Source organism: Plantactinospora sp. BB1, assembly GCF_003030385.1.
GTDB lineage: Bacteria > Actinomycetota > Actinomycetes > Mycobacteriales > Micromonosporaceae > Plantactinospora.
The window spans coordinates 3,194,550-3,216,276 of record NZ_CP028159.1 but is presented as its reverse complement, the minus strand read 5'-3'; the positions used below and the strand labels follow the sequence as shown (position 1 = coordinate 3,216,276).

The following is a 21,727-nucleotide window of genomic DNA, read 5'->3' as shown; positions in this document are numbered from 1 at the left end:
GCCAACATCGGCCTGAGCGTCGGTGACGGGTAGAGCTGCGGCGAGCCGCCCGATGTCGGCCCGAGCGTCGGTGGCGGGTAGAGCTGCGGCGAGCCGCCCGATGTCGGCCCGAGCGTCGGTGGCGGGTAGAGCTGCGGCGAGCCGCCAACATCGGCCTGAGCGCCGGTGACGGGTAGAGCTGCGGCGAGTTGGCTTGACGTGATCGAGGTTCGGGGCCCACCGTCGCAGGTGATGAGCGAGCCCAGTCGCAGCACCCGCGCCCGGCACGAGGCCCTGACACCGGCCTTCCGAGAGAGCGTCGACGACTTCGCGCAGCACCTCGCCTCGGTCGAGAACCGGTCGACGCACACCGTCCGGGCGTACGTCGCGGACGTGGTGTCGCTGCTCGACCATGCCGGCCGGATGGGTTGCACCGAGCCGGGAGAGCTGGACATCACCGTGTTGCGGAGCTGGCTGGCGAAACTGCGTACCCTGGGGGCCGCCCGCGCTTCGCTGGCCCGCCGCGCCGCGTCCGCCCGTACCTTCACCGGCTGGGCGCACCGGGCCGGGCTGGTGAACACCGACATCGGTGCGCAACTCGCCAGTCCTCGGGCACACCGGGAACTGCCGGCCGTGCTCCGGCCCGACCAGGCCAGCGAACTGGTCGACGCCCCCGGCGAGGTCGGATCCCCGGAATCGTCACGGGACCGGGTGGTGCTCGAACTCCTCTACGCCACCGGCATCCGGGTCGGCGAGCTGTGCGGCCTGGACCTCGGTGACGTCGACCAGGCCCGGCGGGTGCTCCGGGTCCTCGGCAAGGGAGCCAAGGAACGCACCGTGCCCTACGGGCTGCCGGCGCAGCGGGCACTCGACGAATGGCTGCGGATCGGCCGGCCACACCTGGCCGGGCCGGAGAGCGGTACGGCCCTGCTGCTCGGGGTACGCGGCGGGCGGCTCCAGCCCACAGTGGTACGCCGGATCGTCGCCGACTACGCCCGGGCCACGGGGCTGCCCCGGATCAGCCCGCACGGGCTGCGGCACTCGGCGGCCACCCATCTGCTGGAGGGCGGTGCCGACCTGCGTACGGTGCAGGAGCTTCTCGGGCATGCCACGCTGTCGAGCACACAGATCTACACCCATGTCTCGGTGGAACGGCTGCGAGCGGCGTACCGCCAGGCACATCCTCGGGCCGACTCGCCGAGCTGACGTCCAGCGGCTGGCGCAGGGACCAGCGGCCAACGGCCAACGGCCAACGGCCAACGGCCAACGGCCAGCGGCCAGCGGTCGCGGCCAACGGCCGGATCACACGTTCCCGGCGGTACCCGATCGACGCCGGGCTACGATCACCGAATGAGCACCGCGGGGCCGCAGCCGCCCGTGCCGATCCCCGGCGCCCGACTGCTGTTCTCGCTGGACCCCGGCGTCGCCCACCTCAACCACGGCTCGTACGGGGCGGTGCCGATCGGCGTGCAGCGCGCCCAGCAGCGGCTGCGCGACGAGACCGAGGCCAACCCGATGCGGTTCTTCAACCGGGGACTCGTCGACCGGATCACGCACGCCCGTCGACACCTGGCCGGCTTTCTCGGTGCCGATCCGGACGGGACGGCCCTGGTCGGCAACGTCACTCTCGGCGCCGCCGTCGTGCTCCAGTCGCTGCGGCTCGAACCCGGCGACGAGGTGGTCGACACCGACCACGGGTACGGCTCCTTCGCCCTCTCCATCCAGCGGGAGGCACGCCGGACCGGTGCCGTCCGGCGCACCCTGAGGGTTCCGCTGACCGCCACGGACGAGGAGATCGTCGAGATCGTGCGGGCCGGGATCCGGCCTGGCCGTACCAAGCTGCTCATCGTCGACCAGCTCACCTCCGCCACCGCCCGGTTGTTCCCAGCGGCGGCGATCGCGGCGGTCGCCCGGGAACGCGATGTCCCGGTACTGGTCGACGGCGCACACGCGCCCGGAATGCTGTCGACTCCGGTGCAGAGCATCGGCGCCGACTTCTGGATCGGCAACCTGCACAAGTGGGGGTACGCCCCTCGGGGTACCGCCGCGCTGGTGGTCGCGCCCCGCTGGCGCAACCGGATCGAGCCGTTGGCCGTCTCCTGGGAGCAGGAGACCGGCTTTCCCACCCGGGTCGAATGGCAGGCGACGCTCGACTACACCCCCTGGCTCGCCGCACCGGTGGGCGTGTTCACGCTTCGTACCCTCGGGCTGGAGCGGGTCCGGGCGCACAACGCGGAACTGGCCGCGTACGGGCAGCGGGTGGTCGGGGCGGCTCTCGGGGTCGCGCCGGCCGATCTGGTCGACCCCGGCGGGCCGACGGTGTCCATGCGGATCCTTCCGCTGCCGCCCGGCGTCGCGACCACCTTTCCCGACGCGGTAGCGCTGCGGCAGCGGATCAGCGACGAGCTGGGCGCCGAGGTCAACGTCAACCCGTGGCGCGACCGGGGCTGGCTGCGGTTGTCCGGCCAGGTCTACAACCGGGCGGAGGAGTACGACCGGCTCGCCGAGCGCCTGCCGGGCCTGCTCGGCACGCTCACCTGACCGCCGGTCCGGACGCTGTCATCGACCGGCGGCACCGGCCGGAAAGGGGGCCGCCACCGGTAGCAGGCGGACCCGGCCGAGGCCGAGCAGCAGCAGGGGATCGAGGTATTCGTCGCCGCGGCGCAGGCCCCAGTGCAGGCAGGCCGATCCGGCGGACAGGCAGCCCCGGTGGCCCGGCAGGAGCACACCGAGCGGGTCTCCGGCCCGCACCGCGTCCCCGACCGTCAGCCCGGAACGCACCGGCTCGTAGGTCGTGCGAAGTCCGTTGGCGTGGGCGACGCTGACCAGCGGGCGGCCGGCCACCATTCCGGCGAAGAACACCACCCCCGGCCCGGCGGCCCGCACGGTGGCGCCGGGCGGGGCGGCCAGGTCGACGCCCCGATGTCCGGCCGCCCACGGTCGCGGCGGCGGGTCGAACCGCCGCACGACCGGCGGCACCCCGTCGAGCGGCCACCGGAACCTTCCGGGCACCGGCACCGGTACCGACACAGACGCCGATACCACGGCAGACACCGACACCGACACCGGCCCTGACACTGGCGCTGCCGCCGCAGGCGCTACCGCCGCAGGCGCAGACGCAGCCGCAGCCGCAGACGCAGACGCAGCCGCCACCGCAGCCGCAGACCAGCGGGACAGACCGGCGGTCCGAACCTGCGACCTCGCCCAAACCAGGCTCGGGCCTGTCGACGGCTGGTCCGCGCCGGTGATCGGGGCCGGGGTGCCGGCGCCCCGGATAGACCCGCCGGCCGGGGCGGCCCCGGCCGGCGGTGGCGGTGCCAGTGCCAGCAGCAACACCGAGAGCAGGATCGCCGGTCCCGCGCCGTGCCATCTCCTCGTCATGGTCGTGCAGCGTCGCGCCCCGCGTGCCCCCTCGCAACACCCGGAGCCATGCGCTGTGCACAACCAGCACCCCTGTGGAAAACGCCCACGACCCTCGATAATCTGCTACGCCCTTCCCGGCGCCCTTCCCGGCGCCCTTCCCGACGCCCTTCCCGGCGCCCGACCCGACGACCTGATGGTCGACGATTTCGGAACCCAGGCGGCTGCGCCGAGCGTCGGAACGAGCGGCAACGTCGTGCCGGGTACGGAATCGGACATCCTGCGGCGCCGTCGAGGCCCGCCGTTCACCCCTGAGCTGGGCGGCTCCGTCTCCGTTCAGCCGGCTCGCCTAGGCTGGACGGCCGGAGGCGGGGTCCCACCCACCGCCGGAACCACGAAGGAGCGGCGATGACCACAGTGGACGACGTGAGCCGGCCTTCCCGGTTGGCCGATCCCGACGAGGGCATCAGCATCGAGGAGCTGGGACTCGCCGCGCGTAACCACGCGCTGCCGCTGGAAGCGCTCCGCTACGACGTCACCCCGGTGGGCCTGCACTACCTGCTCATCCACTACGACATCCCGGACCTGGACCCGGGCCGGCACCTGCTGACCGTCGACGGCCGGGTCGACCGCCCGCTGACCCTCGATCTCGCCGCTCTGCGGGAGCGGCCCAGGGTCACCCGGCGGGTCACCCTGGAGTGCGCCGGCAACGGCCGGGCCCTGTTGACGCCCCGGCCGGTCAGCCAGCCATGGCTCTCCGAGGCGATCGGCACCGCCGAATGGACCGGCACGCCACTCGCTCCGCTGCTGCGGGAGGCGGGGCTCGGCGCGGACGCCGTCGACGTGGTCTTCACCGGCGCCGACCACGGGGTGGAGCGCGGCATCGAGCAGGACTACCAGCGCGGCCTGCCGGTGGCCGAGGCACTGCGCGAGGAGGTGCTGCTGGCGTACGAGATGAACGGCCTCCCGCTGCTCCCCCAGCATGGCGCGCCGCTGCGCCTGGTGGTGCCCGGCTGGTACGGCATGGCACACGTCAAGTGGCTCACCCGGATCACGGTGCTGGACCGGGAGTTCGACGGCTACCAGAACGCGGTGGCCTACCGGCTGCGTACCTCGGCCGACGACCCGGGCGTCCCGGTCACCCGGATCGAGCCCCGGGCGCTGGTCCAGCCGCCCGGCTTTCCGGACTTCATGTCGCGGACCCGGGTGCTACGTCCCGGATTGTGCACGGTGGAGGGCCGGGCCTGGTCCGGGCACGCTCCGGTGACCGCCGTCGAGGTGACCACCGACGGCGGTCTCAGCTGGGCGCCCGCCACCCTCGAACCGGCCACCGGGGCGGCGGAGTTGGTCAACGGAGCGGACCCGGATTCGGCGGGACAGCGGGAGTCGGCGGGACAGCGGGAGTCGGCGGCGCGGGGACCGGCCGTGGACGAGCGCTGGGCGTGGCGCCGCTGGCGGTACGAGTGGCCGGCAACTCCCGGCCGGTACACGCTCGGTGCCCGGGCGACCGACGCGTCCGGGCGTACCCAGCCGATCGAGCAGCCGTGGAACCGGGGTGGGTTCGCGAACAATCTGGTGCAGCGGGTGGAGGTCGTGGTCACCGAGGACCACTAGGCCATCGGGCTCCGCCGGGTACCCCCGGGCGTGCGCTGCGGTGCCGCTGGCGCGCGCTGCGGTAGCCCCGGCCTCGGCCTGCGCTGCCGTATCCCCGGCGTGCGCTGCGGTGCCGCTGGCGTGCGCTGCGGCGCGGCTACCGGAGGATCGGCCGCCGGGCGTACCAGTGTTCGGCGGCCGCCGGCCTGCCCGGCGTCCCCGGCTCAGGCGGAGACCCGGCCGACGACGCGACCAGGAGAGCAGCGGATCTTGCTAGTTGCAGCGGGGCGGCGGTCAGCCTCCGCGACGGGGGCCGGTGGTCAGCCGTCGACTCCGGGAGCCGTCGGAATGCTGATGATCATCAACCGCCGAATCCAGAATCAGCGGGAAGGGAGATGTCCGGCTTTTCGAGTTCTTCGACGTTGACATCCTTGAAGGTCATTACTCGGACATTTTTCACGAAGCGCGCCGGCCTGTACATATCCCAGACCCAGGCGTCGTGCATTTCCACCTCGAAGTAGACCTCGCCGTCGGAGTTGCGGACGTGCAGATCAACCTGGTTCGCCAGATAGAACCGCCGCTCGGTCTCCACGACGTAGGAGAACTGGCGAACGATGTCGCGGTACTCCCGATAGAGCTGCAGCTCCATCTCGGTCTCGTACTTCTCGAGATCTTCCGCGCTCATCCCACTCCGCCTTCCATGGCCACATCTTCCCCCACCAACGTTGACGGCCGTAGCCGCTCGCCCAACGCCACGCCGACGGTACCCCCTGCCCGGCCCCCGTGCGCCATCGACTCGATCCCACCCAGCTGCGCCGGGCGCCGGGAGCGCGGCGGCCGACCGACCCGGCCGGAGACGGTCGCGACGTTGACGTACGAGAAGCGATGTTCCGGACACGGACCGTGACGCTCCAGTGCGGCGCTGTGCTCGGCGGTGATGTATCCCTTGTGCTCGGCGAAGCCGTACCCGGGGTACTGGTCGTGCAACTCCACCATGATCCGGTCCCGGGTGACCTTGGCCAGCACGCTCGCCGCCGCCACGCAGGCGGCGACCTGATCGCCCTTCCAGACCGCCAGCCCCGGCACGCCCAGCCCGTCCACCCCGAACCCGTCGGTCAGCACGTAGTCCGGCAGCACGGCGAGGGAGGCGAGCGCCCGGCGCATCGCCGCCAGGTTGCACACGTGCAGCCCCCGGGCGTCCACTTCCGCCGCCGGGATGACCACCACGGCGTACGCCAGCGCCCGGGCCACCACCTCGGCGTAGATCCGCTCCCGGGTGGCCGGGGTGAGCAGCTTCGAGTCGGCCAGTCCCTCGATCTCGCCGCGCCGGCCGTCCGGCAGCACCGCCGCGGCGGCCACCAGCGGGCCGGCGCAGGCCCCCCGGCCGGCCTCGTCGGCCCCGGCGACCTGCGGAAATCCGCGTCGCCGCAGCGCGCGTTCCATGGCGTAGATGCCGCCCTCGCGGCGGATCACGGTACGGGGTGGGGTCAGCACCGCTACTCGCTCTCCAGCACCCGGCGCAACAGCTCGGGCAGGTCGGTCGGATAGAACCGTTCCGTCGTCCGCTCCAGCTCGTCGATCGACCACCAGCGGTGGGTGTCGATCGTCTCCTGTTCGACCGCGTCGAACCCGGCCGTGTCCACCGCCCAGGCGGCGACCCGGACGAGGAAGAAGTGCTGTTCCTGGCGGAACCACCGGCCACCGAAACTGAACTCGGTGGTCTCCTGCCAGACCGGCTCGCCGAACTCGGCCGGGCCGAGCCGCAGGCCGGTCTCCTCGGCCAGCTCGCGGGCGGCACCGGCCGCCGGCGTCTCGTCGGGATCCAGGCCGCCGCCGGGGGTGAACCAGTAGCGGTGCTCGGGGCGGGCCGGATCCCAACCGTGGAACAGCAGCACCCGACTGTCGGCGTCGACCAGGAGCACCCGGGCGGCCTGGCGGGGGCTGAACACGGTCACCCGGTCAGCCTAGCCGCGTCCGCGCCCGGCCCGCCGCCGGCCGCGCGCCGTCGGTCAGCCCTGCGGCTCCGGGATCGCGCCGTAGGAATCGGGTACGGAGAGCCAGGTGGCCCGGCCGACCGGCCAGAAGACGGTGAAGGCCCGTCCCACCACAGACTTCTCCGGAATCGTCGCCACCTGAATGTCCTTGCGGCTCTGCTGGTAGTGCTCCAGCGAGTCGCCGGAGGCGGAGCGGTGGTCGCCCATCACCCAGAGTCGCCCCTCCGGGACGGTGATGTCGAACTCCTCGTCGGCCGCCGGATCCCGTACCCCGTTCTCGGTGAAGATGTACGGCTCGTCCAGCGACTGACCGTTGATCATCAGTCGGTCCTGCGGGTCGCAGCAGACGATTCGGTCGCCGCCGACGCCGATCACCCGCTTGATGAAGTCCTCACCCTTCGGATTGCCGGTCCACTGGGTGGGCGCCTTGAATACGATGATCTCGCCCCGGTGCGGTGACCGGAAGTCGTAGACCAGCTTGTTGACGAGCACCCGGTCGTAGATGTCGAGGGTGTGCTCCATCGACGGCGACGGGATGTAGAAGGTCTGCAGCACGAACGCCCGGACCAGCACCGCGACCAGGATGGCCACGCCCACCAGGATGGGCAGCTCCCGCCAGAACGAACTGCGGGGCTTGGACTTGTCGGTCTGCTCGTCAATCACGGGTGGAGCCTACGGTGCCGAGTCCCGCGAAAGCGCCGGGAACGCGCGGTAGCGAGCAGAGAGCCCAAGATTGGCATAGCAATTGCTATTTCTCCCGTGTCTGCGCTGTTTTGCGGACTGTCGGCGGGCGCTTCACCGGGAGCGGATGCCGCCGCCGGTTTCGGCAGTTTGTCGAAGCCGTCCGGCACCGGCAGCGAACTCCAGTGTCCGAACGGCCAGACGACCACGAAGGCCCGGCCGATCACGTTCTCGATCGGTACCGGACCCTGGCAGCGCGCGTCCTGCGACACCAGTCGGTGGTCGCCCATCACGAAGATCTGGCCCGCCGGGACCACCACCTCGTCGAACCGCCGCGACCGGCATTCCTGGCGGTTGGGCGGGAGGTCCAGTGGGGAGTTCTCCAGCACGTACGGCTCGTCGATCGGGGCACCGTTGACCGTCACCCGACCCTGGTCGTCGCAGCACTGCACCCGGTCGCCGGGCAGCCCCACCACGCGCTTGATGAAGTCCTTCTCGCCGGGCCGGCTCACTCCGACCAGGTCTCCGATGGTGCGGCCGAGCTTGGCCACGAACCCGGGATCGGCCGCCTCGCGGACCTCGGGCGCCCAGGCCGCCGTACCCCGGAACACCACGATCTCGCCGCGGGCCGGGTCGCGCACGTCGTAGACGATTTTGTTGACCAGGACCCGGTCGCCGATCAGCAGGGTGTCCTCCATGGACCCCGAGGGGATGAAGAACGCCTGGAGCAGGAAGGTCCGGATCAGGACCGCCAGGCAGAACGCCACGATCAGCAGTAGCGGAAGCTCCTGCCACAGTGGCATCTGCTTACGGGTACGGCGGGATCGTCGGGGCCGACGACGCCACGGTTCGACATCGTCCTCGTCGTCCACCCTACGCACCACGCAACTCCCCGGTCCCGAGATACAGCGCCATCACCCACTGGCTGGTGACGGGCACCGCGAGCCGAAGCGCGGGGTGAACGGGCGACCCCGGCAGTCGCCGGGGTCGCCGCGTCTCGCGTCTGCCCGTGCGGCCAGCGTAGTCGGCGTTCGCCGGCTCGGCACCCCGCGATCGGCGTCGCTCGCGGTCAGCGGGAGGTCAGCCGACCCGCTTCTCGCGCTTCTCCTTGATCTTGGCCTTCTTGCCGCGCAGCTCGCGGAGGTAGTAGAGCTTGGCCCGGCGCACGTCACCACGGACCATGACCTCGATCCGGTCGATACCCGGGCTGTTGATCGGGTACGTCCGCTCCACCCCGACCCCGAAGCTGATCTTGCGTACGGTGAAGGTCTCCCGCAGGCCCGCTCCGTGGCGCCGGATGACGACACCCTCGAAGACCTGGACCCGGGACCGGCTGCCCTCGATGACTCGGGCGTGCACCTTGACGGTGTCACCGGCTCGGAAGTCGGGCACGTCGGTCCGCTGCGACTGGGCGTCGAGGGCGTCCAGGGTGTTCATCGCTGCATCCTTGAAGACTCACGGCGCACCGGGCGTCGGCGCGCGGATGGGTGATTCTGATCTCCACGGCGGGGCCCGGCACGCAACCCCGGCGGAGATCCTCGCAGCCGTCCGTGGCACGGGCGACTGCGGCAACCCCCCTACTTTGCCATATCGTCGGCCGGAGGCTGAAATCCGGCCCCGGCCAGGGCGGCCACGTCCCGTTTGTCCAACTGCTCCGCCGGCAGCGCGGCGAGCATGTCCGGCCGGCGCCGGGCCGTCCGGACCAGCGCCTGGTCGCGGCGCCACCGGGCGATCCGGCCGTGGTCACCCGAGCGCAGGATTTCGGGTACGTCGTGTCCGCGCCAGCTCGGCGGCTTGGTGTAGACCGGCGCCTCCAGCAGACCGTGCGCGTGCGACTCCTCGGCGAGCGAGTCGGCGTTGCCGAGCACCCCGGGGAGCAGGCGGGTCACCGCCTCCATGATCACTAGGACCGCGACCTCGCCGCCGAAGAGCACGTAGTCGCCGAGCGAGATCTCGGTCACCGGCATCCGGGTGGCGGCGTGTTCGAGTACCCGCTGGTCGATCCCCTCGTACCGGCCGCAGGCGAAGACGAGGTGGGACTCGGCGGCCAGCTCGTGCGCCACCGCCTGGCTGAACCGCGCACCGGCCGGGCTGGGCACCACCAGCCGGGCGCCTGACTCCTCGCCGGCCGGCACCAGGGCGTCCAGCGCCTCGCCCCAGGGCTCGGGCCGCATCACCATGCCGGGCCCGCCGCCGTACGGGGTGTCGTCGACCGTACGGTGCACGTCGTGGGTCCAGGTCCGCAGGTCGTGCACGGCGACGTCGAGTACGCCGGCCGCCCGGGCCCGCCCGATCAGGGAGAGCCCCAGCGGAGCCAGGTACTCGGGAAAGATCGACACCACGTCGACGCGCATCTGTGGAAGGGCCCTCTCGACGGCTCCCGGTCAGCGGAGCCGGGTCGGACGACGGACGTGAACCGGACTCAGAGGTCCAGCAGGCCCGGCGGCGCGTCCACCACCACCCGGCCGGCGGCCAGGTCCACCTCGGGGACGATCGCCTTGACGAACGGGATCAGCGCGGTCCGCCCTTCGGGGCGGCGCAGCACCAGCAGCTCCGAGGCGGGGGCATGGTCGATCCGGGCCACCTCGCCGAGCGGCTCGCCGGCCGGTGTGACCACCGTCAGACCGACCAGCTGGTGGTCGTTGAACTCGTCCGGGTCGGCCGGGGCCGGCAGCTCGGCGCTGTCGACCCAGAGCAGGGTGCCGCGCAGCGCCTCGGCGACGTCGCGGTCGTAGACGCCGTCGAAGGTGACCAGCAGCTTGCCCTGGTGCCAGCGGGTGGCCTCGACGGTGAGCTGCTCCGGCACCCGGACCAGCTCGCCGTGCTCGGTGACCGTGGGCGGCGTCGCGGGGCCGGTGCCGGAGGCCGCCGCCGGGTCGGTGCGCAACACCGTCCCGGCGGCGAACCGTGCCTCGGGATCGTCGGTCCGCACCTCCACGGTCACCTCACCGCGGATGCCGTGCGGACGGCCGATCCGGCCGACGATCAGGAGCATCGGGATCCGCGGATCAGTACGAGTCGACGATGTCGACGCGTACTCCACGGCCACCGATCGACCCGATCACCTGGCGCAGCGCCTTCGCGGTACGGCCGGAGCGACCGATCACCGTACCCAGGTCCTCGGGGTGCACCCGCACCTCCAGGCGCTTGCCGCGCCGGGAGTCGACCATTCGGACCCGTACGTCGTCCGGGTGGTCGACGATGCCCTTGACCAGGTGTTCGAGCGCCGGCCGGAGCGCCACGTCAGGCCTGCTCGCCGGAGTCCGCACCGGCCTGCTCCTCGGTCTTGGGGGCCTCGGCCGGTGCCGCCTTCGCCTCGGCGGGTGCCGCCTTGGCCTCGGCCGGTGCCGCCTTGGCCTCGGCCGGTGCCGCCTTGACCGCCTTCTTCGCCGGCTTGGCCGACTCGGTCAGCCCGGCCGCCGCCTTCGCCTCGGCCTCGTAGGCCGCGGTGCGGTCGGCCCGCTCCGGCGCCACCAGCAGCGGCGGCGGGGCCGGCAGGCCCTTGAACTTCTGCCAGTCGCCGGTCTTCTCCAGCAGGCGCTGGACGGCCTCACTCGGCTGCGCGCCGACAGAGAGCCAGTACTGCACCCGGTCCGACTTGACCTCGATCACCGAAGGGTGCTCCTTCGGCTGGTAGATCCCGACGAACTCGATCGCCCGACCGTCACGCTTGGTGCGCGAGTCGGCGACGACGATGCGGTATTGCGGGTTGCGGATCTTACCCATCCGCAGGAGCCGGATCTTTACGGCCACAGTGTGTTCGCTCCTGTTGCGATTCTCACCGTCCCGGACTCGGGCGGTGCGCGGGTGAGAGCCGACCGGCACAGTGGGGTTGAGCCGGGGACTGCTCGATGGACTGGCGACACGCCCGGGTTAGAGGGCGCCGGACGCGCGCCGGATACCAGCGACCCATTCTGCCAGACCCGGCCCGGGAACCTCACACCGGCCGGCGAACTCGCCGGCAAGCTCGCGGCAGGGCCCGCCCCCGGGCGATCATGGCGGCCCACGGCCCTGGTCAGGGGTGGTGGCCCTCCTCGCCCGCCCGGGGCGTGCCCAGCGGACCTCGCTCAGCCCTTGACCGCACCCTGGAGGCCGCCGACGATCTGCTTCTCGGCGAAGGTGAAGAAGAGCAGTGCCGGCAACATCGCCAGCGAGGTGAAGGCGAGAATTCCCGCCGTGTCGGAGGTGTACTGGCTTGAGAAGTTCTGCACACCGAGTGGCAGGGTGTGCAGATTGACGTCGCCGAGTACGAGCAGCGGCAGCAGGAACGCGTTCCAGCTCGCCACGAACGCGAGGATTCCGACCGTGACGAGCGCGGGCCGCGACAGCGGCAGCACGATCAGCCAGAGGAAGCCGAGCCGGCCCGTACCGTCGATCGCGGCGGCGTCCTCCAACTCGCGCGGGATGGCGGCGAGGAAGGGACGCAGGATCACGATCGTGAGCGGCAGCGCGAAGGCGATCTGCGGCAGGATCACCGCGTAGTAGGAATTGATCAGGTTCAGGTCGCGCAGCATCAGGTAGAGCGGCAGGATCGCCGCCCCGGCCGGGAAGAGCAGGCCGAGGGTGAAGAAGGTGTAGAGCGCCTCGCGCCCGCGGAAGGTGTAGCGGGCGAGCACGAACGCGGCGCAGACGCCGAGCACCACGACGCCGAGGGTCGTACCCAGGGCGATCACCGCGCTGTTGAAGGCCTGGCCCCAGAAGTCGCTCTGGGTCAGCACCCTGGCGTAGTTGTCGAAGACCCACGGGTCGGGCAGTCCGGCCGGGTTCGCGACGATCTGCGGGGTGGTGCGGAAACCGCCGACGATCACGTAGACGACCGGGGCGATCGACACGGCCGCGACCGCGAGCGCCAGCGCGTAGGTGAGCGGGTTGCCCCAGGACACCGGTCGGCGCTTGGACGGTGGGGGCAGGACAGCGTTCGCGGCCACGGTCAGTTCACCCTTCTGGTGATGGCGCCCTGGATGTCACGGCGCAGGAGGAAACGCTGGAACAGCAGCGCCGCGACGAAGGAGATGACGAAGAGGATCACGGCCACCGCGTTGCCGTAACCCCAGAGCCGGGCGAAGAAGCCGTTGTCGACCATGTAGGTCGCCATCGTTGCCGACGCGCCGAGCGACCGCACGGAGGAGACCGAGGTCACCCAGATCACGTCGAAGACCTGCAACGAGCCGATCATCGACAGGAACATCCAGATCCGGATCGTCGGGCCGAGCAGCGGGAGCGTGATGTGGCGCTGCACCTGCCACCAGCTCGCACCGTCGATCGCGGCGGCCTCGGTCAGCTCGTGCGGCACGTTCGACAGGCCGGCGAGCAGCAGGATGATGGCGAAGCCGACGTACTTCCAGGTGAGGACGAAGAGCAGCGTCCAGATCACGACGTCGAGGTCGGCGAGCCACGCCTGCACCAGGCCGCCCAGTCCCAGCGACCGCATCAGCGCGTCGACCGTCCCGCCGTCGGTGAGGATCAGCTTCCACATGATGCCGACGGTGACCTCGGCGAGCACGTAGGGGACGAAGACCAGCAGGCGGAAGACGGTACGGCCGCGGAAGCGACGGTTGAGCAGCAGCGCCACGCCGAGCGCGATGGGACCCTGGATCAGCAGCGACCCGACCACGATGATGGCGTTGTTGCGCAGCGCGTCGAGGAAGATCGGGTCCTCGAAGGCGAGGACGTAGTTGTCGAAGCCGACGAAGTCGGTGGGCGGTCCGACGCCGCGCCAGCGGAAGAGGCTGTAGTAGACCGCGAAGCCCATCGGCACCAGCACGAACATCACGTAGACGATGACCGCCGGGGTGGTGAGCCCGATGATCTCGTACCACTTGCGTCGGTTCTCGGCCCCGCGCGAGGACGGCCGCCTCCGGGCGGGCCGGAGACCCGCCGGTGGCGCGGAGGCGCCACCGGCGGGGTTCAGGGTTGAGTTGGTGGAGGTCACTTTCGTGCGGCCGCCTTCATAGCCTCGACGACCTTCTCAGGGGTGCCGCTGCCAGCGAAGATGGCGACGATCGCGTCGTTCATCGCGTTGCCGACGGTGCTGCCGAAGGCCGTGTCCAGCCAGAGCTGCACGTAGGTCGCGCTGGTGGTGGCTTCGAGGATGGACTTCAGGGCGGGGTCCGCGACGCCGCCCTCGGCGCCCTTGGCGACGGGCAGGCCGACGCCGGTCTCGGCGTAGCCCTTCTGCACCTCGGGGCTGACGATGTACTTGAGGAACTCGACGCACTCGGCCGGAGCGTTCTTGGCGCAGGAGAACCCGTCACCACCGCCGAGGGCGGCCTTCGGGTCGCCGGCCGAACCGGTGATCGCCGGTACCGGGAACCAGCCGAGGAACTTGGCCAGCGCCGCCTTGTCCTCCGCGACGGTCTCCAGGGTGCCCTTGTTCCAGTCACCCATGAGTTCCATCGCGGCCTTGCCGTTGGCGAGCAGGCCGTTGGCGCTGGTCGGGTCGTTCTGGCCCGGGGTGGCGATGAAGTTGGGCTGGAACGGGTTGGTACCGATGAAGGTCTTCAGGTCCGCGCCGGCCTTCACGAAGCACGGGTCGTCGAAGACGGCTTCGTTGGAGGCCTTCTTCAGGGTGTCGACCGAGCAGGCGCGCATCGCGAAGTTGTACCACCAGTGCGCGGCGGGCCACTTGTCACCGGCGCCGAGGGCGATCGGGACGACGTTGATCGCCTTGAGCTTGGTGACGGCGTCGTTGAGCTCGTCGAACGTGGTCGGCGGGGCGGAGATGCCCGCCCGCTGGAACATGTCCTTGTTGTACCAGATGCCCTCGATGCCCATCCGGTACGGCAGGCCGTACTGCTTGCCGTCCACGGCCCAGATCTCGGCCGCGCTGCCGATGTTCTCGATCTCCGCCTTGGCCTCGTCGGTGATGTCCTTGAGGTAGTCGGCCTCCACCTGCTCGCGCATCTCGCCGCCGCCCCACGCGTTGAAGATGTCCGGCGGGTCGGCGGTCAGCAGGGCGGCGGGGAGCCGGGTGCGCTGGAGCTGGTTGGTCTCGATCGCCTCGATCTCGATCGTGACGGTCGGGTGCAGCGCGGAGAAGTCCTTGGCGACCTTCTCCCAGTAAGTCTTGCCGGGACCGTCCTGGGAGGCGTTGTGCCACCAGGTCAGGGTCACCGGGTTCTTGTAGAGTTCCTCTTCAGCGGGCTCTTCGCTCTCGCCGCCGCCACATCCGGCAGCAAGGAGTGCGCTGGTCGTAAGCAGCGCCAGGACGGTGCCCGCGCGGCCTTTCATCGCCATCGAATGTCTCCTCGACTAGTCAGTCGCGGTACTCAACCTGAACGGGGAGTTTTACAGCCGCGTAACGCGGTGTCAACCGTTGTCGATAACGTTTTCGACTCCCCTGTCATGGGGCGCTGGCAGCCCTCTATCATCGTCGGCGTGGCGTTTCCGCAGCGCGTCAAGATGTCGGACGTGGCCCGTACGGCCGGCGTCTCCGTCGCGACGGTATCCAAGGTGGTCAATGGCAGGTACGGCGTGGCGCAGGCGACCGTGGAACGCGTCCAGCAGGTCATCCACCAGCTCGGGTACGAAGCCAGCCTCGGTGCGCAGAGCCTGCGCAGTCACCGCACCAACGTGTTGGGCATCCTGGTCGCCGAGTTCGAGCCCTTCTCGACCGAGCTGCTCAAGGGGGCGTCCCGGGAGGTCGCCGGCACCGGCTACCAGCTGCTGGCCTACTCCGGCGGCGACGGCGACCACACGGCCATCGGCTGGGAGCGGCGGTCACTGGCCCGGCTCTCCGGAACGCTCATCGACGGGGCCGTGATCGTCACCCCGACCGTGGTCGAGACCAACCAGGGCTTCCACGTCGTGGCCGTCGACCCGCACACCGGCCCCTCCGGCCTGCCCACCGTCGACTCCGACAACTTCGCCGGCGCCGTACTCGCGACCAACTACCTGCTCTCGCTCGGCCACCGCCGGATCGGGCACATCAGCGGACGCTACGACCTCGAATCCGCCCGGCTGCGCGAGGCCGGATTCCGCAAGGCGATGGCCGACGCCGACGTCCCGGTCGACGAGCGGTTGGTGCGGGTCGGCGGGTTCCGGATCGAGAGCGCCGCCGGTACGGCCGCGGAGCTGCTCGCCCTCCCCGACCGGCCGACCGCGGTCTTCGCCGGAAACGACCTCTCCGCGATCTCCACCCTCGACGTCGCCCAGAGCATGGGCCTGCGGGTACCCGAGGACCTCTCGGTGATCGGTTTCGACAACGTTCCGGAGTCGGCGCTGGTCAACCCGCCGCTGACGACCATCATGCAACCGCTGCAACGGATGGGCGCCGAGGCGTTGCGCCTGCTCATCGACCTGATCGGCGGCGTCGAACGGGACACGCACATCCGGCTCCCCACCGAGCTGGTCGTCCGGGCGTCCTGTCGCCCCTACGCCGCCGACCGGCTGCCGCAACTGCCGCTGCCCGCCAGCATCACCCCCACCGGCGGCTGACCCCGGCACGGATCGGCGCCACCCGGCACGCCCCGGCTCCCCGGCACGCCCCGACCCCCCCGGCTCCCCGGCGCGGGGCGGCGGCGCCCGGCACGCCCTCGGCTCGTCGCCGGGTCAGCGCACCGGCGGGCGGTCCCAGCCGGGTGGCAGATCCGGCGCGGTCCAGGCCGGGTCGGGGACGAAGTCGCACCAGGTGCCGTCGAACGGGAACTGCGCCGCCTCGGCGATCTTGATCACCCGCTCCCCCTCGGCCCGTACCGCCGCCGCGTCCGGCACCCAGTAGTGCTCGGGGAGGGCGAGCCGCTCGGCGAACTCCTCCTCGTCCTTCCACTCCCAGGTGTGATCGGGCCAGACCACCACGTCGAGGTCCTGGTCCACCATGTCGACCCCGGCCAGGTCGCCGTCGTCCCAGCGGACGCCGTGCTCCTCCAGGTTGACGTACCAGCTCGCGAACCGCTCCGAGGCGTCCCGGAAGAACCAGACCGAATGGTCAGCGCCGGACGGCAGGAACTTCAGCACCGGCGGGCCGTTCCAGGTCCCGACGTGCAGCCGGTGGTCCGAGGTGACCCACTCACGGAACGGCAGCGCCCGCATGCCCCGGCCGTCCGCGGTGACCTCGCTCGCCACCCGGGTGCCCCGGGCGACCCAGAGCAGCAGCCCACGGTCGTCGTCGCTGACCACCCTGGCCGGACGGACCCAACCGATCCGGCCCCGCCGCACGTTGCGGTGCACGATGACGCGGCCCGGTGCGAAGCGCATCCTGATCCCGGTCCGGCCGGCTCAGTAGGAGCGGGCGAGGATGGCGGTCAGCTCCGGCTCGTCCTCCGAGTCCGGCACCGAGCCGTCGGCCCGACGCAGGCAGCGGACGGTCACGCCCTGGGCGTTCGCCTCCGCCTCCCCCTCGGCGCCGACGGCCGACCACGGCACCCGGGCGAAGCCGGTGCCGGCCGCCTCGATCGCCTCGGCCAGCGACTCCACCGAGACGGTGTGCGACTCGCGCCGGGCCAGCGCCTCGTCGTAGAGCGCCTTCTGGTCGGCGTCGAGCGCGGCGAGCACCCCGGCCACCACGTCCGGCACCGGGACCGGAGTCTTGGCGCCGGTGGTCCGGCGGACCAGCACCGCGTTGCCGGCGGCCAGGTCGCGGGGACCGAGCTCGACGCGTACCGGATAGCCCTTGAGCTCGGCGTCGACGGCCCGGCGGCCGAACGGGGTCTCCACCCGGTCGTCGAGCGCGACCCGGACCCCGGCGTCGCGCAGCGCGTCGCAGAGCTTCGCGGCGGCCTCGGCGACGCCGTCGCCGGCCTTCACCACCATCACGTACGCCTGCACCGGCGCCAGCCTCGGCGGCACCCGCAGCCCGTTGTCGTCGCCGTGGCACATGATCAACCCGCCGAGCATCCGGGTCGAGCTGCCCCACGAGGTGGTCCAGGCGTGCTCGACGCTGCGCTCGGCCGAGGTGTAGGTGATGTCGAAGGCGCGGGCGAAATTCTGCCCCAGCTCGTGCGAGGTGCCCATCTGGAGCGCCTTGCCGTCGCCCATCATGCCTTCGAGCGTGTAGGTGCGGGTGGCACCGGCGAACCGCTCCCGGGCGGTCTTCAGCCCGACCAGCACCGGGATGCCGAGCACCCCGACCATGAAGTCCTCGTAGACCTCGTGCAGGATCTTCCGGGCGTACGCCCGCGCGTCGGCCTCGTCGGCGTGCGCGGTGTGCCCCTCCTGCCAGAGGAACTCGCTGGTCCGCAGGAAGACCCGGGGCCGCAGCTCCCAGCGCACCACGTTGGCCCACTGGTTGAGCAGCAGCGGCAGGTCGCGGTAGGAGTCGACCCACTTCGCCATGAACTCGCCGATCACCGTCTCGCTGGTCGGCCGGACCACCACCGGCTCGGCGAGCTGCTTGCCGCCACCGTGGGTGACCACCGCCAGCTCGGGCGAGAAGCCCTCGACGTGCTGTGCCTCGCGGCGCAGGTAGCTCTCCGGGATGAAGAGCGGGAAGTACGCGTTCTCGGCGCCGGCCAGCTTGATCCGGGCGTCCATCTCGGCCTGCATGCGCTCCCAGATGGCGTAGCCGGCCGGTCGGATGACCATGGTCCCCCGCACCGGGCCGTTGTCGGCGAGCTGCGCCTTGGCGATCAGGTCCTGGTACCAGCGGGGGAAGTCCTCCGCACGGGGAGTGAGCACGCGTGCCATGAGGGCACATCCTATGCGCCGACGCCCGAGCCGACGCGCCCGGCCCGCTGCTGCCCGTACCCGCCCGGCGGGGGGCCGGTCAGCGCACCACCCGGCCGCGCAGCACGATGCGCTCCGGCGCGCGTACGACCCGCAGGTCGGTCCGGGGGTCGGTGGGGTACACCACCAGGTCGGCGAGGCCCCCCTCGACCAGGCCGGGGAAGCCGAGCCAGTCCCGGGCCCGCCAGGAGGCGGCGGCCAGTACGTCGACCCGGGACATGCCGGCCCGCTCGTGCAGCAGCAGCATCTCCTCGGCGGCCAGCCCGTGGTCGATCCCGCCGCCCGCGTCGGTGCCGACGTAGATCGGCACCCCGGCCTCGTACGCCGCGCCGACCACGGTGGGAAAGTTGTCGCGGAGCGCGAGCATGTGCTTGGCGTACCCGGGGAACTTCGCGGCGGCCCGCTCCGCGATCTCGCCGAAGGTGTCGATGTTGATCATCGTGGGCACCAGGGCGGTGCCGCGCCGGGCCATCTCGTCGATCAGGTCGAGGCTGACCCCGGTGCCGTGCTCGACCGAGTCGACCCCGGCCCGGACCATCACCTCGACCGCCGACTCCGAGAAGGTGTGCACGGCGGCCCGCGCGCCGGCCGCGTGCGCGGCGGCCACCGCGGCGGCCACGGTCTCCGGATCCCAGGAGGGTGCCAGGTCGCCGACGTTCCGGTCGATCCAGTCGCCGACCAGCTTGACCCAGCCGTTGCCGGCCCGGGCCTGCTCGGTCACCGCCGCCGGCACGTCGGCCGCCTCGACCTCCACCGCGATGCCCCGCAGGTACCGCCTCGGCGGCGCGACGTGCCGCCCGGCGCGGGCCAGTCGGGGCAGGTCCGGCTCGTCCTCCAACTCCGGGTACGGGAACGGCGAGCCGGCGTCCCGGATCGCCAGCACCCCGGCGTCCCGGTCGATCCGGGCCAGCTCGCGGGCCTGGTCGAGCGAGGTGATCGGCACCGCGCCGGGGGCGATGCCCGGGTGACAGTGCGCGTCGACCAGCCCCGGCAACACGAAGCCGCGATCGGCCACCGTCACCGCTCCGGGGACCGGGGTGAAGGTGACCCGGTCGCCGACCAGCCACAGGTCGCGGACCTCGTCGTCCGGGAGCACGACCCCTCGTACGTGCAGCGCCATGCGCACATTCCTACCCGATCGGGGTCGGCCCACCCGTCGCACCCCGGCCCGCCCCGCCGAGGAACACCCCTGGATCCGGAACTATGCCTCGGCGCGCCCGCGCAGGCCGGCCCAGCGGGTGGTCAGGGCCGGCAGGTCGATGGTCACCTTCCACGGCCGCTCGGTGCTGAAGACGTCGTCGGTGTGCACGGCCGGCTCGTATTCGCCGGACGGGCCGAGCACGAACTCGGTGAGCGTCATCCGCTCGTGCAGCGGGTCGACAACCCAGTAGGTCGGCACCCCGGCGTGGGCGTAGACCCGGGCCTTGGCGTACATGTCCCGGAAGGTGGAGTCGGGGGAGATCACCTCGACCGCGAGGATCGCGTCCTGCACCGGGACCGGGCTGCGGGTGACGTGCTCGGGGCGCAGCGCCACCACGTCGGGCCGGGGCTCGTTGCGCCGGTCGACCCGCATCGACAGGTCGATGCTGACCACGTACTCCGGCGGGCAGTTCGCTTCGAGTGCGAGCAGGATGCGGACACAGAGGTCCTGGTGCAGGTGGGTGGGGGACGGCACGATCAACCTTCCGTTGACCAGTTCGTACGGAAGGTCCTTCGGCAGCTCGCCGAGGTCGTCGACCGTCCACTCCTGCCGCTCCGGCAGCATCGGCGCCGCGGACATGACCACTCCTTCCCGGTGTCGCCGTCACCCTACGCGGTCAGGTTATCGCCCGCTGTCCCCGACGACGGACATTGTGTCCGTCGTCGTCACTTCTCGTCCGGACGCTTGCCGAGCTTGTTGAAGTCGATCTTCGGCAGCTTGAAGCCGGGCGGGAGGCCCTGGCCGCCCTGCAACGCGTTCGGGTCCAGCCCCGGCGGCAACTGCGGCATGCCGCCCGGGAAGCCACCGGCCGGGCCGCCGACCCGGGGCCGGCCGCCGCCCTTGGTGCCCTTGCGCTTGTTCTTCGGCGACTTGGTCGCCTTGCGCCGGCCGCCGGGCAGACCCATCATGCCGCCCATCTGCTTCATCATCTTCTGCGCCTCGGCGAAGCGGTTGAGCAGCTGGTTCACGTCCATCACGGTGACGCCGGAGCCGTTCGCGATCCGGGCCCGCCGCGAGCCGTTGATGATCTTCGGGTTGGTCCGCTCGCCGGGGGTCATCGACCGGATGATCGCGGTGACCTTGTCGAAGTGCTTGTCGTCGACCTCGGCCAGCTGGTCCTTCATCTGCCCCATCCCGGGCATCATGGCCAGGACGTTGGCGATCGGGCCCATCCGGCGTACCGCGATGAGCTGGTCGAGGAAGTCCTCCAGGGTGAACTGCTCGCCGCCCATCAGCTTGGCGGTCATCTTCTCTTTCTGATCGGCGTCGAAGGCCTGCTCGGCCTGCTCGATCAGTGTGAGCACGTCACCCATGCCGAGGATCCGGCTGGCCATCCGGTCCGGGTGGAAGACGTCGAAGTCGGTCAGCTTCTCGCCGGTGGAGGCGAAGAGGATCGGCTGACCGGTGACCTGCCGTACCGAGAGCGCGGCACCACCGCGCGCGTCACCGTCGAGCTTGGAGAGGACCACGCCGGTGATCCCGACGCCGTCCCGGAACGCCTCGGCGGTGCGTACGGCGTCCTGACCGACCATCGCGTCGATCACGAAGATGATCTCGTCCGGTTCGACCGCGTCCCGGATCGCGGCGGCCTGCGCCATCATCTCGGCGTCGATGCCGAGCCGGCCGGCGGTGTCGACGATGACGATGTCCCGGGCGGCCCGCCGGGCGTGCTCGATCGACGCCTTGGCGACCTGGACCGGGTCGCCGACCCCGTTGCCGGGCTCCGGCGCGAAGACCTCGACCCCGGCCCTGCCGCCGAGCACCTGCAACTGGTTGACCGCGTTGGGCCGCTGGAGGTCGGCGGCGACCAGCAGCGGCTGGTGTCCCTGCCCCTTCAGCCAGCCGGACAGCTTGCCGGCCAGGGTCGTCTTACCGGAGCCCTGGAGGCCGGCGAGCATGATCACCGTCGGGGGCTGCTTGGCGAACTGCAACCGGCGGCCCTCGCCGCCGAGCACCGCGACGAGTTCCTCGTGGACGATCTTGATTACCTGCTGGGCCGGGTTGAGCGCCTGGGAGACCTCGGCACCCCGGGCCCGCTCCTTCACGCTGGCGATGAAGGACTTGACCACGGGCAGCGCGACGTCCGCCTCCAGCAGCGCCAGCCGGATCTCCCGGGCGGTGGCGTCGATGTCGGCGTCGGTGAGGCGACCCTTGCCACGCAGCTTGGTGAAGATCCCGGACAGGCGGTCACTCAAAGTGTCAAACACGGCGCAGCATCCCGTTTGTCGTATTTACCCGAGCATGGCATGGCCGAGGC

At 71.3% G+C, this 21,727-nt stretch carries 23 protein-coding genes; 4 read left to right on the top strand and 19 right to left on the bottom strand.

Annotation, left to right across the window (positions count from 1 at the left end):
• Positions 1-231 precede the first annotated feature (231 nt).
• Both C6W10_RS14005 and C6W10_RS14000 read left to right on the top strand, forming a co-directional pair.
• Positions 232-1,185, top strand: a complete 954-nt coding sequence (locus C6W10_RS14005) for a tyrosine recombinase XerC (protein ID WP_107263932.1) — start codon at positions 232-234, stop codon at positions 1,183-1,185.
• Between the two features lie 144 nt (positions 1,186-1,329).
• Positions 1,330-2,520, top strand: a complete 1,191-nt coding sequence (locus C6W10_RS14000; protein ID WP_107258453.1) for an aminotransferase class V-fold PLP-dependent enzyme — start codon at positions 1,330-1,332, stop codon at positions 2,518-2,520.
• An 18-nt stretch (positions 2,521-2,538) separates the two neighbouring features.
• On the opposite strand, the gene C6W10_RS13995 is transcribed toward C6W10_RS14000, so the two are convergent.
• Positions 2,539-3,132 (bottom strand): murein hydrolase activator EnvC, encoded by a 594-nt coding sequence (locus C6W10_RS13995; RefSeq protein WP_369938684.1) that lies wholly within the window; start codon positions 3,130-3,132, stop codon positions 2,539-2,541.
• Between the two features lie 615 nt (positions 3,133-3,747).
• Here C6W10_RS13995 and C6W10_RS13990 point away from each other — a divergent pair.
• Complete coding sequence (locus tag C6W10_RS13990; protein ID WP_107258451.1) at positions 3,748-4,953, top strand: sulfite oxidase; 1,206 nt, start codon at positions 3,748-3,750, stop codon at positions 4,951-4,953.
• A gap of 340 nt (positions 4,954-5,293) precedes the next feature.
• On the opposite strand, the gene C6W10_RS13985 is transcribed toward C6W10_RS13990, so the two are convergent.
• The 13 genes from C6W10_RS13985 to C6W10_RS13925 all read right to left on the bottom strand — a co-directional run bounded on the left by C6W10_RS13985 (position 5,294) and on the right by C6W10_RS13925 (position 14,843).
• Positions 5,294-5,617: a DUF2469 domain-containing protein gene (locus tag C6W10_RS13985; RefSeq protein ID WP_007075222.1), complete on the bottom strand. Its 324-nt coding sequence runs from the start codon at positions 5,615-5,617 to the stop codon at positions 5,294-5,296.
• Complete coding sequence (locus C6W10_RS13980; protein WP_107258450.1) at positions 5,614-6,426, bottom strand: ribonuclease HII; 813 nt, start codon at positions 6,424-6,426, stop codon at positions 5,614-5,616. The genes C6W10_RS13985 and C6W10_RS13980 overlap by 4 nt, the downstream gene beginning before the upstream one ends.
• A 2-nt stretch (positions 6,427-6,428) precedes the next feature.
• Positions 6,429-6,887, bottom strand: coding sequence for an NUDIX hydrolase (locus C6W10_RS13975; protein WP_107258449.1), 459 nt, complete (start codon positions 6,885-6,887; stop codon positions 6,429-6,431).
• Between the two features lie 54 nt (positions 6,888-6,941).
• The gene (gene lepB / locus C6W10_RS13970; RefSeq protein ID WP_107258448.1) at positions 6,942-7,589 is read right to left on the bottom strand and encodes a signal peptidase I; all 648 of its coding nucleotides are present in this window, start codon (positions 7,587-7,589) and stop codon (positions 6,942-6,944) included.
• On the bottom strand, positions 7,586-8,491 hold the full coding sequence (gene lepB, locus C6W10_RS13965) for a signal peptidase I (protein ID WP_107258447.1): 906 nt from the start codon (positions 8,489-8,491) through the stop codon (positions 7,586-7,588). Before lepB (C6W10_RS13965) ends, lepB (C6W10_RS13970) begins: the two co-directional genes overlap by 4 nt.
• Before the next feature lie 196 nt (positions 8,492-8,687).
• Complete coding sequence (gene rplS / locus C6W10_RS13960) at positions 8,688-9,044, bottom strand: 50S ribosomal protein L19 (protein ID WP_107258446.1); 357 nt, start codon at positions 9,042-9,044, stop codon at positions 8,688-8,690.
• 140 nt (positions 9,045-9,184) lie between these two features.
• Positions 9,185-9,961 (bottom strand): tRNA (guanosine(37)-N1)-methyltransferase TrmD, encoded by a 777-nt coding sequence (gene trmD / locus C6W10_RS13955; protein WP_107258445.1) that lies wholly within the window; start codon positions 9,959-9,961, stop codon positions 9,185-9,187.
• Between the two features lie 68 nt (positions 9,962-10,029).
• Positions 10,030-10,602 (bottom strand): ribosome maturation factor RimM, encoded by a 573-nt coding sequence (rimM, locus tag C6W10_RS13950; protein WP_107258444.1) that lies wholly within the window; start codon positions 10,600-10,602, stop codon positions 10,030-10,032.
• A gap of 13 nt (positions 10,603-10,615) precedes the next feature.
• On the bottom strand, positions 10,616-10,876 hold the full coding sequence (locus tag C6W10_RS13945; protein WP_199853371.1) for an RNA-binding protein: 261 nt from the start codon (positions 10,874-10,876) through the stop codon (positions 10,616-10,618).
• Entirely contained in the window at positions 10,851-11,360 is a 510-nt protein-coding gene (rpsP, locus tag C6W10_RS13940) for a 30S ribosomal protein S16 (protein WP_107258443.1), read from the bottom strand. Before rpsP ends, C6W10_RS13945 begins: the two co-directional genes overlap by 26 nt.
• Before the next feature lie 314 nt (positions 11,361-11,674).
• Complete coding sequence (locus C6W10_RS13935) at positions 11,675-12,541, bottom strand: carbohydrate ABC transporter permease (RefSeq protein ID WP_107258442.1); 867 nt, start codon at positions 12,539-12,541, stop codon at positions 11,675-11,677.
• Positions 12,538-13,539: a carbohydrate ABC transporter permease gene (locus C6W10_RS13930; RefSeq protein ID WP_107258441.1), complete on the bottom strand. Its 1,002-nt coding sequence runs from the start codon at positions 13,537-13,539 to the stop codon at positions 12,538-12,540. Before C6W10_RS13930 ends, C6W10_RS13935 begins: the two co-directional genes overlap by 4 nt.
• The gene (locus C6W10_RS13925) at positions 13,536-14,843 is read right to left on the bottom strand and encodes an extracellular solute-binding protein (protein WP_107258440.1); all 1,308 of its coding nucleotides are present in this window, start codon (positions 14,841-14,843) and stop codon (positions 13,536-13,538) included. Before C6W10_RS13925 ends, C6W10_RS13930 begins: the two co-directional genes overlap by 4 nt.
• A gap of 141 nt (positions 14,844-14,984) precedes the next feature.
• On the opposite strand from C6W10_RS13925, the gene C6W10_RS13920 reads away from it, so the two are divergent.
• Positions 14,985-16,043: a LacI family DNA-binding transcriptional regulator gene (locus tag C6W10_RS13920; protein WP_234361748.1), complete on the top strand. Its 1,059-nt coding sequence runs from the start codon at positions 14,985-14,987 to the stop codon at positions 16,041-16,043.
• 114 nt (positions 16,044-16,157) lie between these two features.
• Here C6W10_RS13920 and C6W10_RS13915 read toward each other — a convergent pair whose 3' ends face one another.
• From C6W10_RS13915 to ffh, 5 genes are all read right to left on the bottom strand, one after another.
• The gene (locus tag C6W10_RS13915) at positions 16,158-16,802 is read right to left on the bottom strand and encodes a DUF402 domain-containing protein (RefSeq protein WP_107258438.1); all 645 of its coding nucleotides are present in this window, start codon (positions 16,800-16,802) and stop codon (positions 16,158-16,160) included.
• A 21-nt stretch (positions 16,803-16,823) separates the two neighbouring features.
• Positions 16,824-18,230, bottom strand: a complete 1,407-nt coding sequence (gene proS, locus C6W10_RS13910; RefSeq protein ID WP_107258437.1) for a proline--tRNA ligase — start codon at positions 18,228-18,230, stop codon at positions 16,824-16,826.
• Between the two features lie 79 nt (positions 18,231-18,309).
• The gene (locus C6W10_RS13905; protein WP_107258436.1) at positions 18,310-19,389 is read right to left on the bottom strand and encodes an amidohydrolase family protein; all 1,080 of its coding nucleotides are present in this window, start codon (positions 19,387-19,389) and stop codon (positions 18,310-18,312) included.
• 81 nt (positions 19,390-19,470) lie between these two features.
• Positions 19,471-20,049, bottom strand: a complete 579-nt coding sequence (locus C6W10_RS13900) for a Uma2 family endonuclease (RefSeq protein WP_107258435.1) — start codon at positions 20,047-20,049, stop codon at positions 19,471-19,473.
• Between the two features lie 86 nt (positions 20,050-20,135).
• The gene (ffh, locus tag C6W10_RS13895; protein WP_107258434.1) at positions 20,136-21,677 is read right to left on the bottom strand and encodes a signal recognition particle protein; all 1,542 of its coding nucleotides are present in this window, start codon (positions 21,675-21,677) and stop codon (positions 20,136-20,138) included.
• Positions 21,678-21,727 lie beyond the last annotated feature (50 nt).

What these genes read in the sequence shown, in the direction of transcription:
- C6W10_RS14005 (WP_107263932.1), top strand. Translation starts at nt 232, where the DNA reads ATGAGCGAGCCCAGTCGCAGCACCCGCGCCCGGCACGAGGCCCTGACA.
- C6W10_RS14000 (WP_107258453.1), top strand. Translation starts at nt 1,330, where the DNA reads ATGAGCACCGCGGGGCCGCAGCCGCCCGTGCCGATCCCCGGCGCCCGA.
- C6W10_RS13990 (WP_107258451.1), top strand. Translation starts at nt 3,748, where the DNA reads ATGACCACAGTGGACGACGTGAGCCGGCCTTCCCGGTTGGCCGATCCC.
- C6W10_RS13985 (WP_007075222.1), bottom strand. Translation starts at nt 5,617, where the DNA reads ATGAGCGCGGAAGATCTCGAGAAGTACGAGACCGAGATGGAGCTGCAG.
- rplS (WP_107258446.1), bottom strand. Translation starts at nt 9,044, where the DNA reads ATGAACACCCTGGACGCCCTCGACGCCCAGTCGCAGCGGACCGACGTG.
- trmD (WP_107258445.1), bottom strand. Translation starts at nt 9,961, where the DNA reads ATGCGCGTCGACGTGGTGTCGATCTTTCCCGAGTACCTGGCTCCGCTG.
- rimM (WP_107258444.1), bottom strand. Translation starts at nt 10,602, where the DNA reads ATGCTCCTGATCGTCGGCCGGATCGGCCGTCCGCACGGCATCCGCGGT.
- C6W10_RS13925 (WP_107258440.1), bottom strand. Translation starts at nt 14,843, where the DNA reads ATGGCGATGAAAGGCCGCGCGGGCACCGTCCTGGCGCTGCTTACGACC.
- C6W10_RS13915 (WP_107258438.1), bottom strand. Translation starts at nt 16,802, where the DNA reads ATGCGCTTCGCACCGGGCCGCGTCATCGTGCACCGCAACGTGCGGCGG.
- proS (WP_107258437.1), bottom strand. Translation starts at nt 18,230, where the DNA reads ATGGCACGCGTGCTCACTCCCCGTGCGGAGGACTTCCCCCGCTGGTAC.
- C6W10_RS13905 (WP_107258436.1), bottom strand. Translation starts at nt 19,389, where the DNA reads ATGGCGCTGCACGTACGAGGGGTCGTGCTCCCGGACGACGAGGTCCGC.
- C6W10_RS13900 (WP_107258435.1), bottom strand. Translation starts at nt 20,049, where the DNA reads ATGTCCGCGGCGCCGATGCTGCCGGAGCGGCAGGAGTGGACGGTCGAC.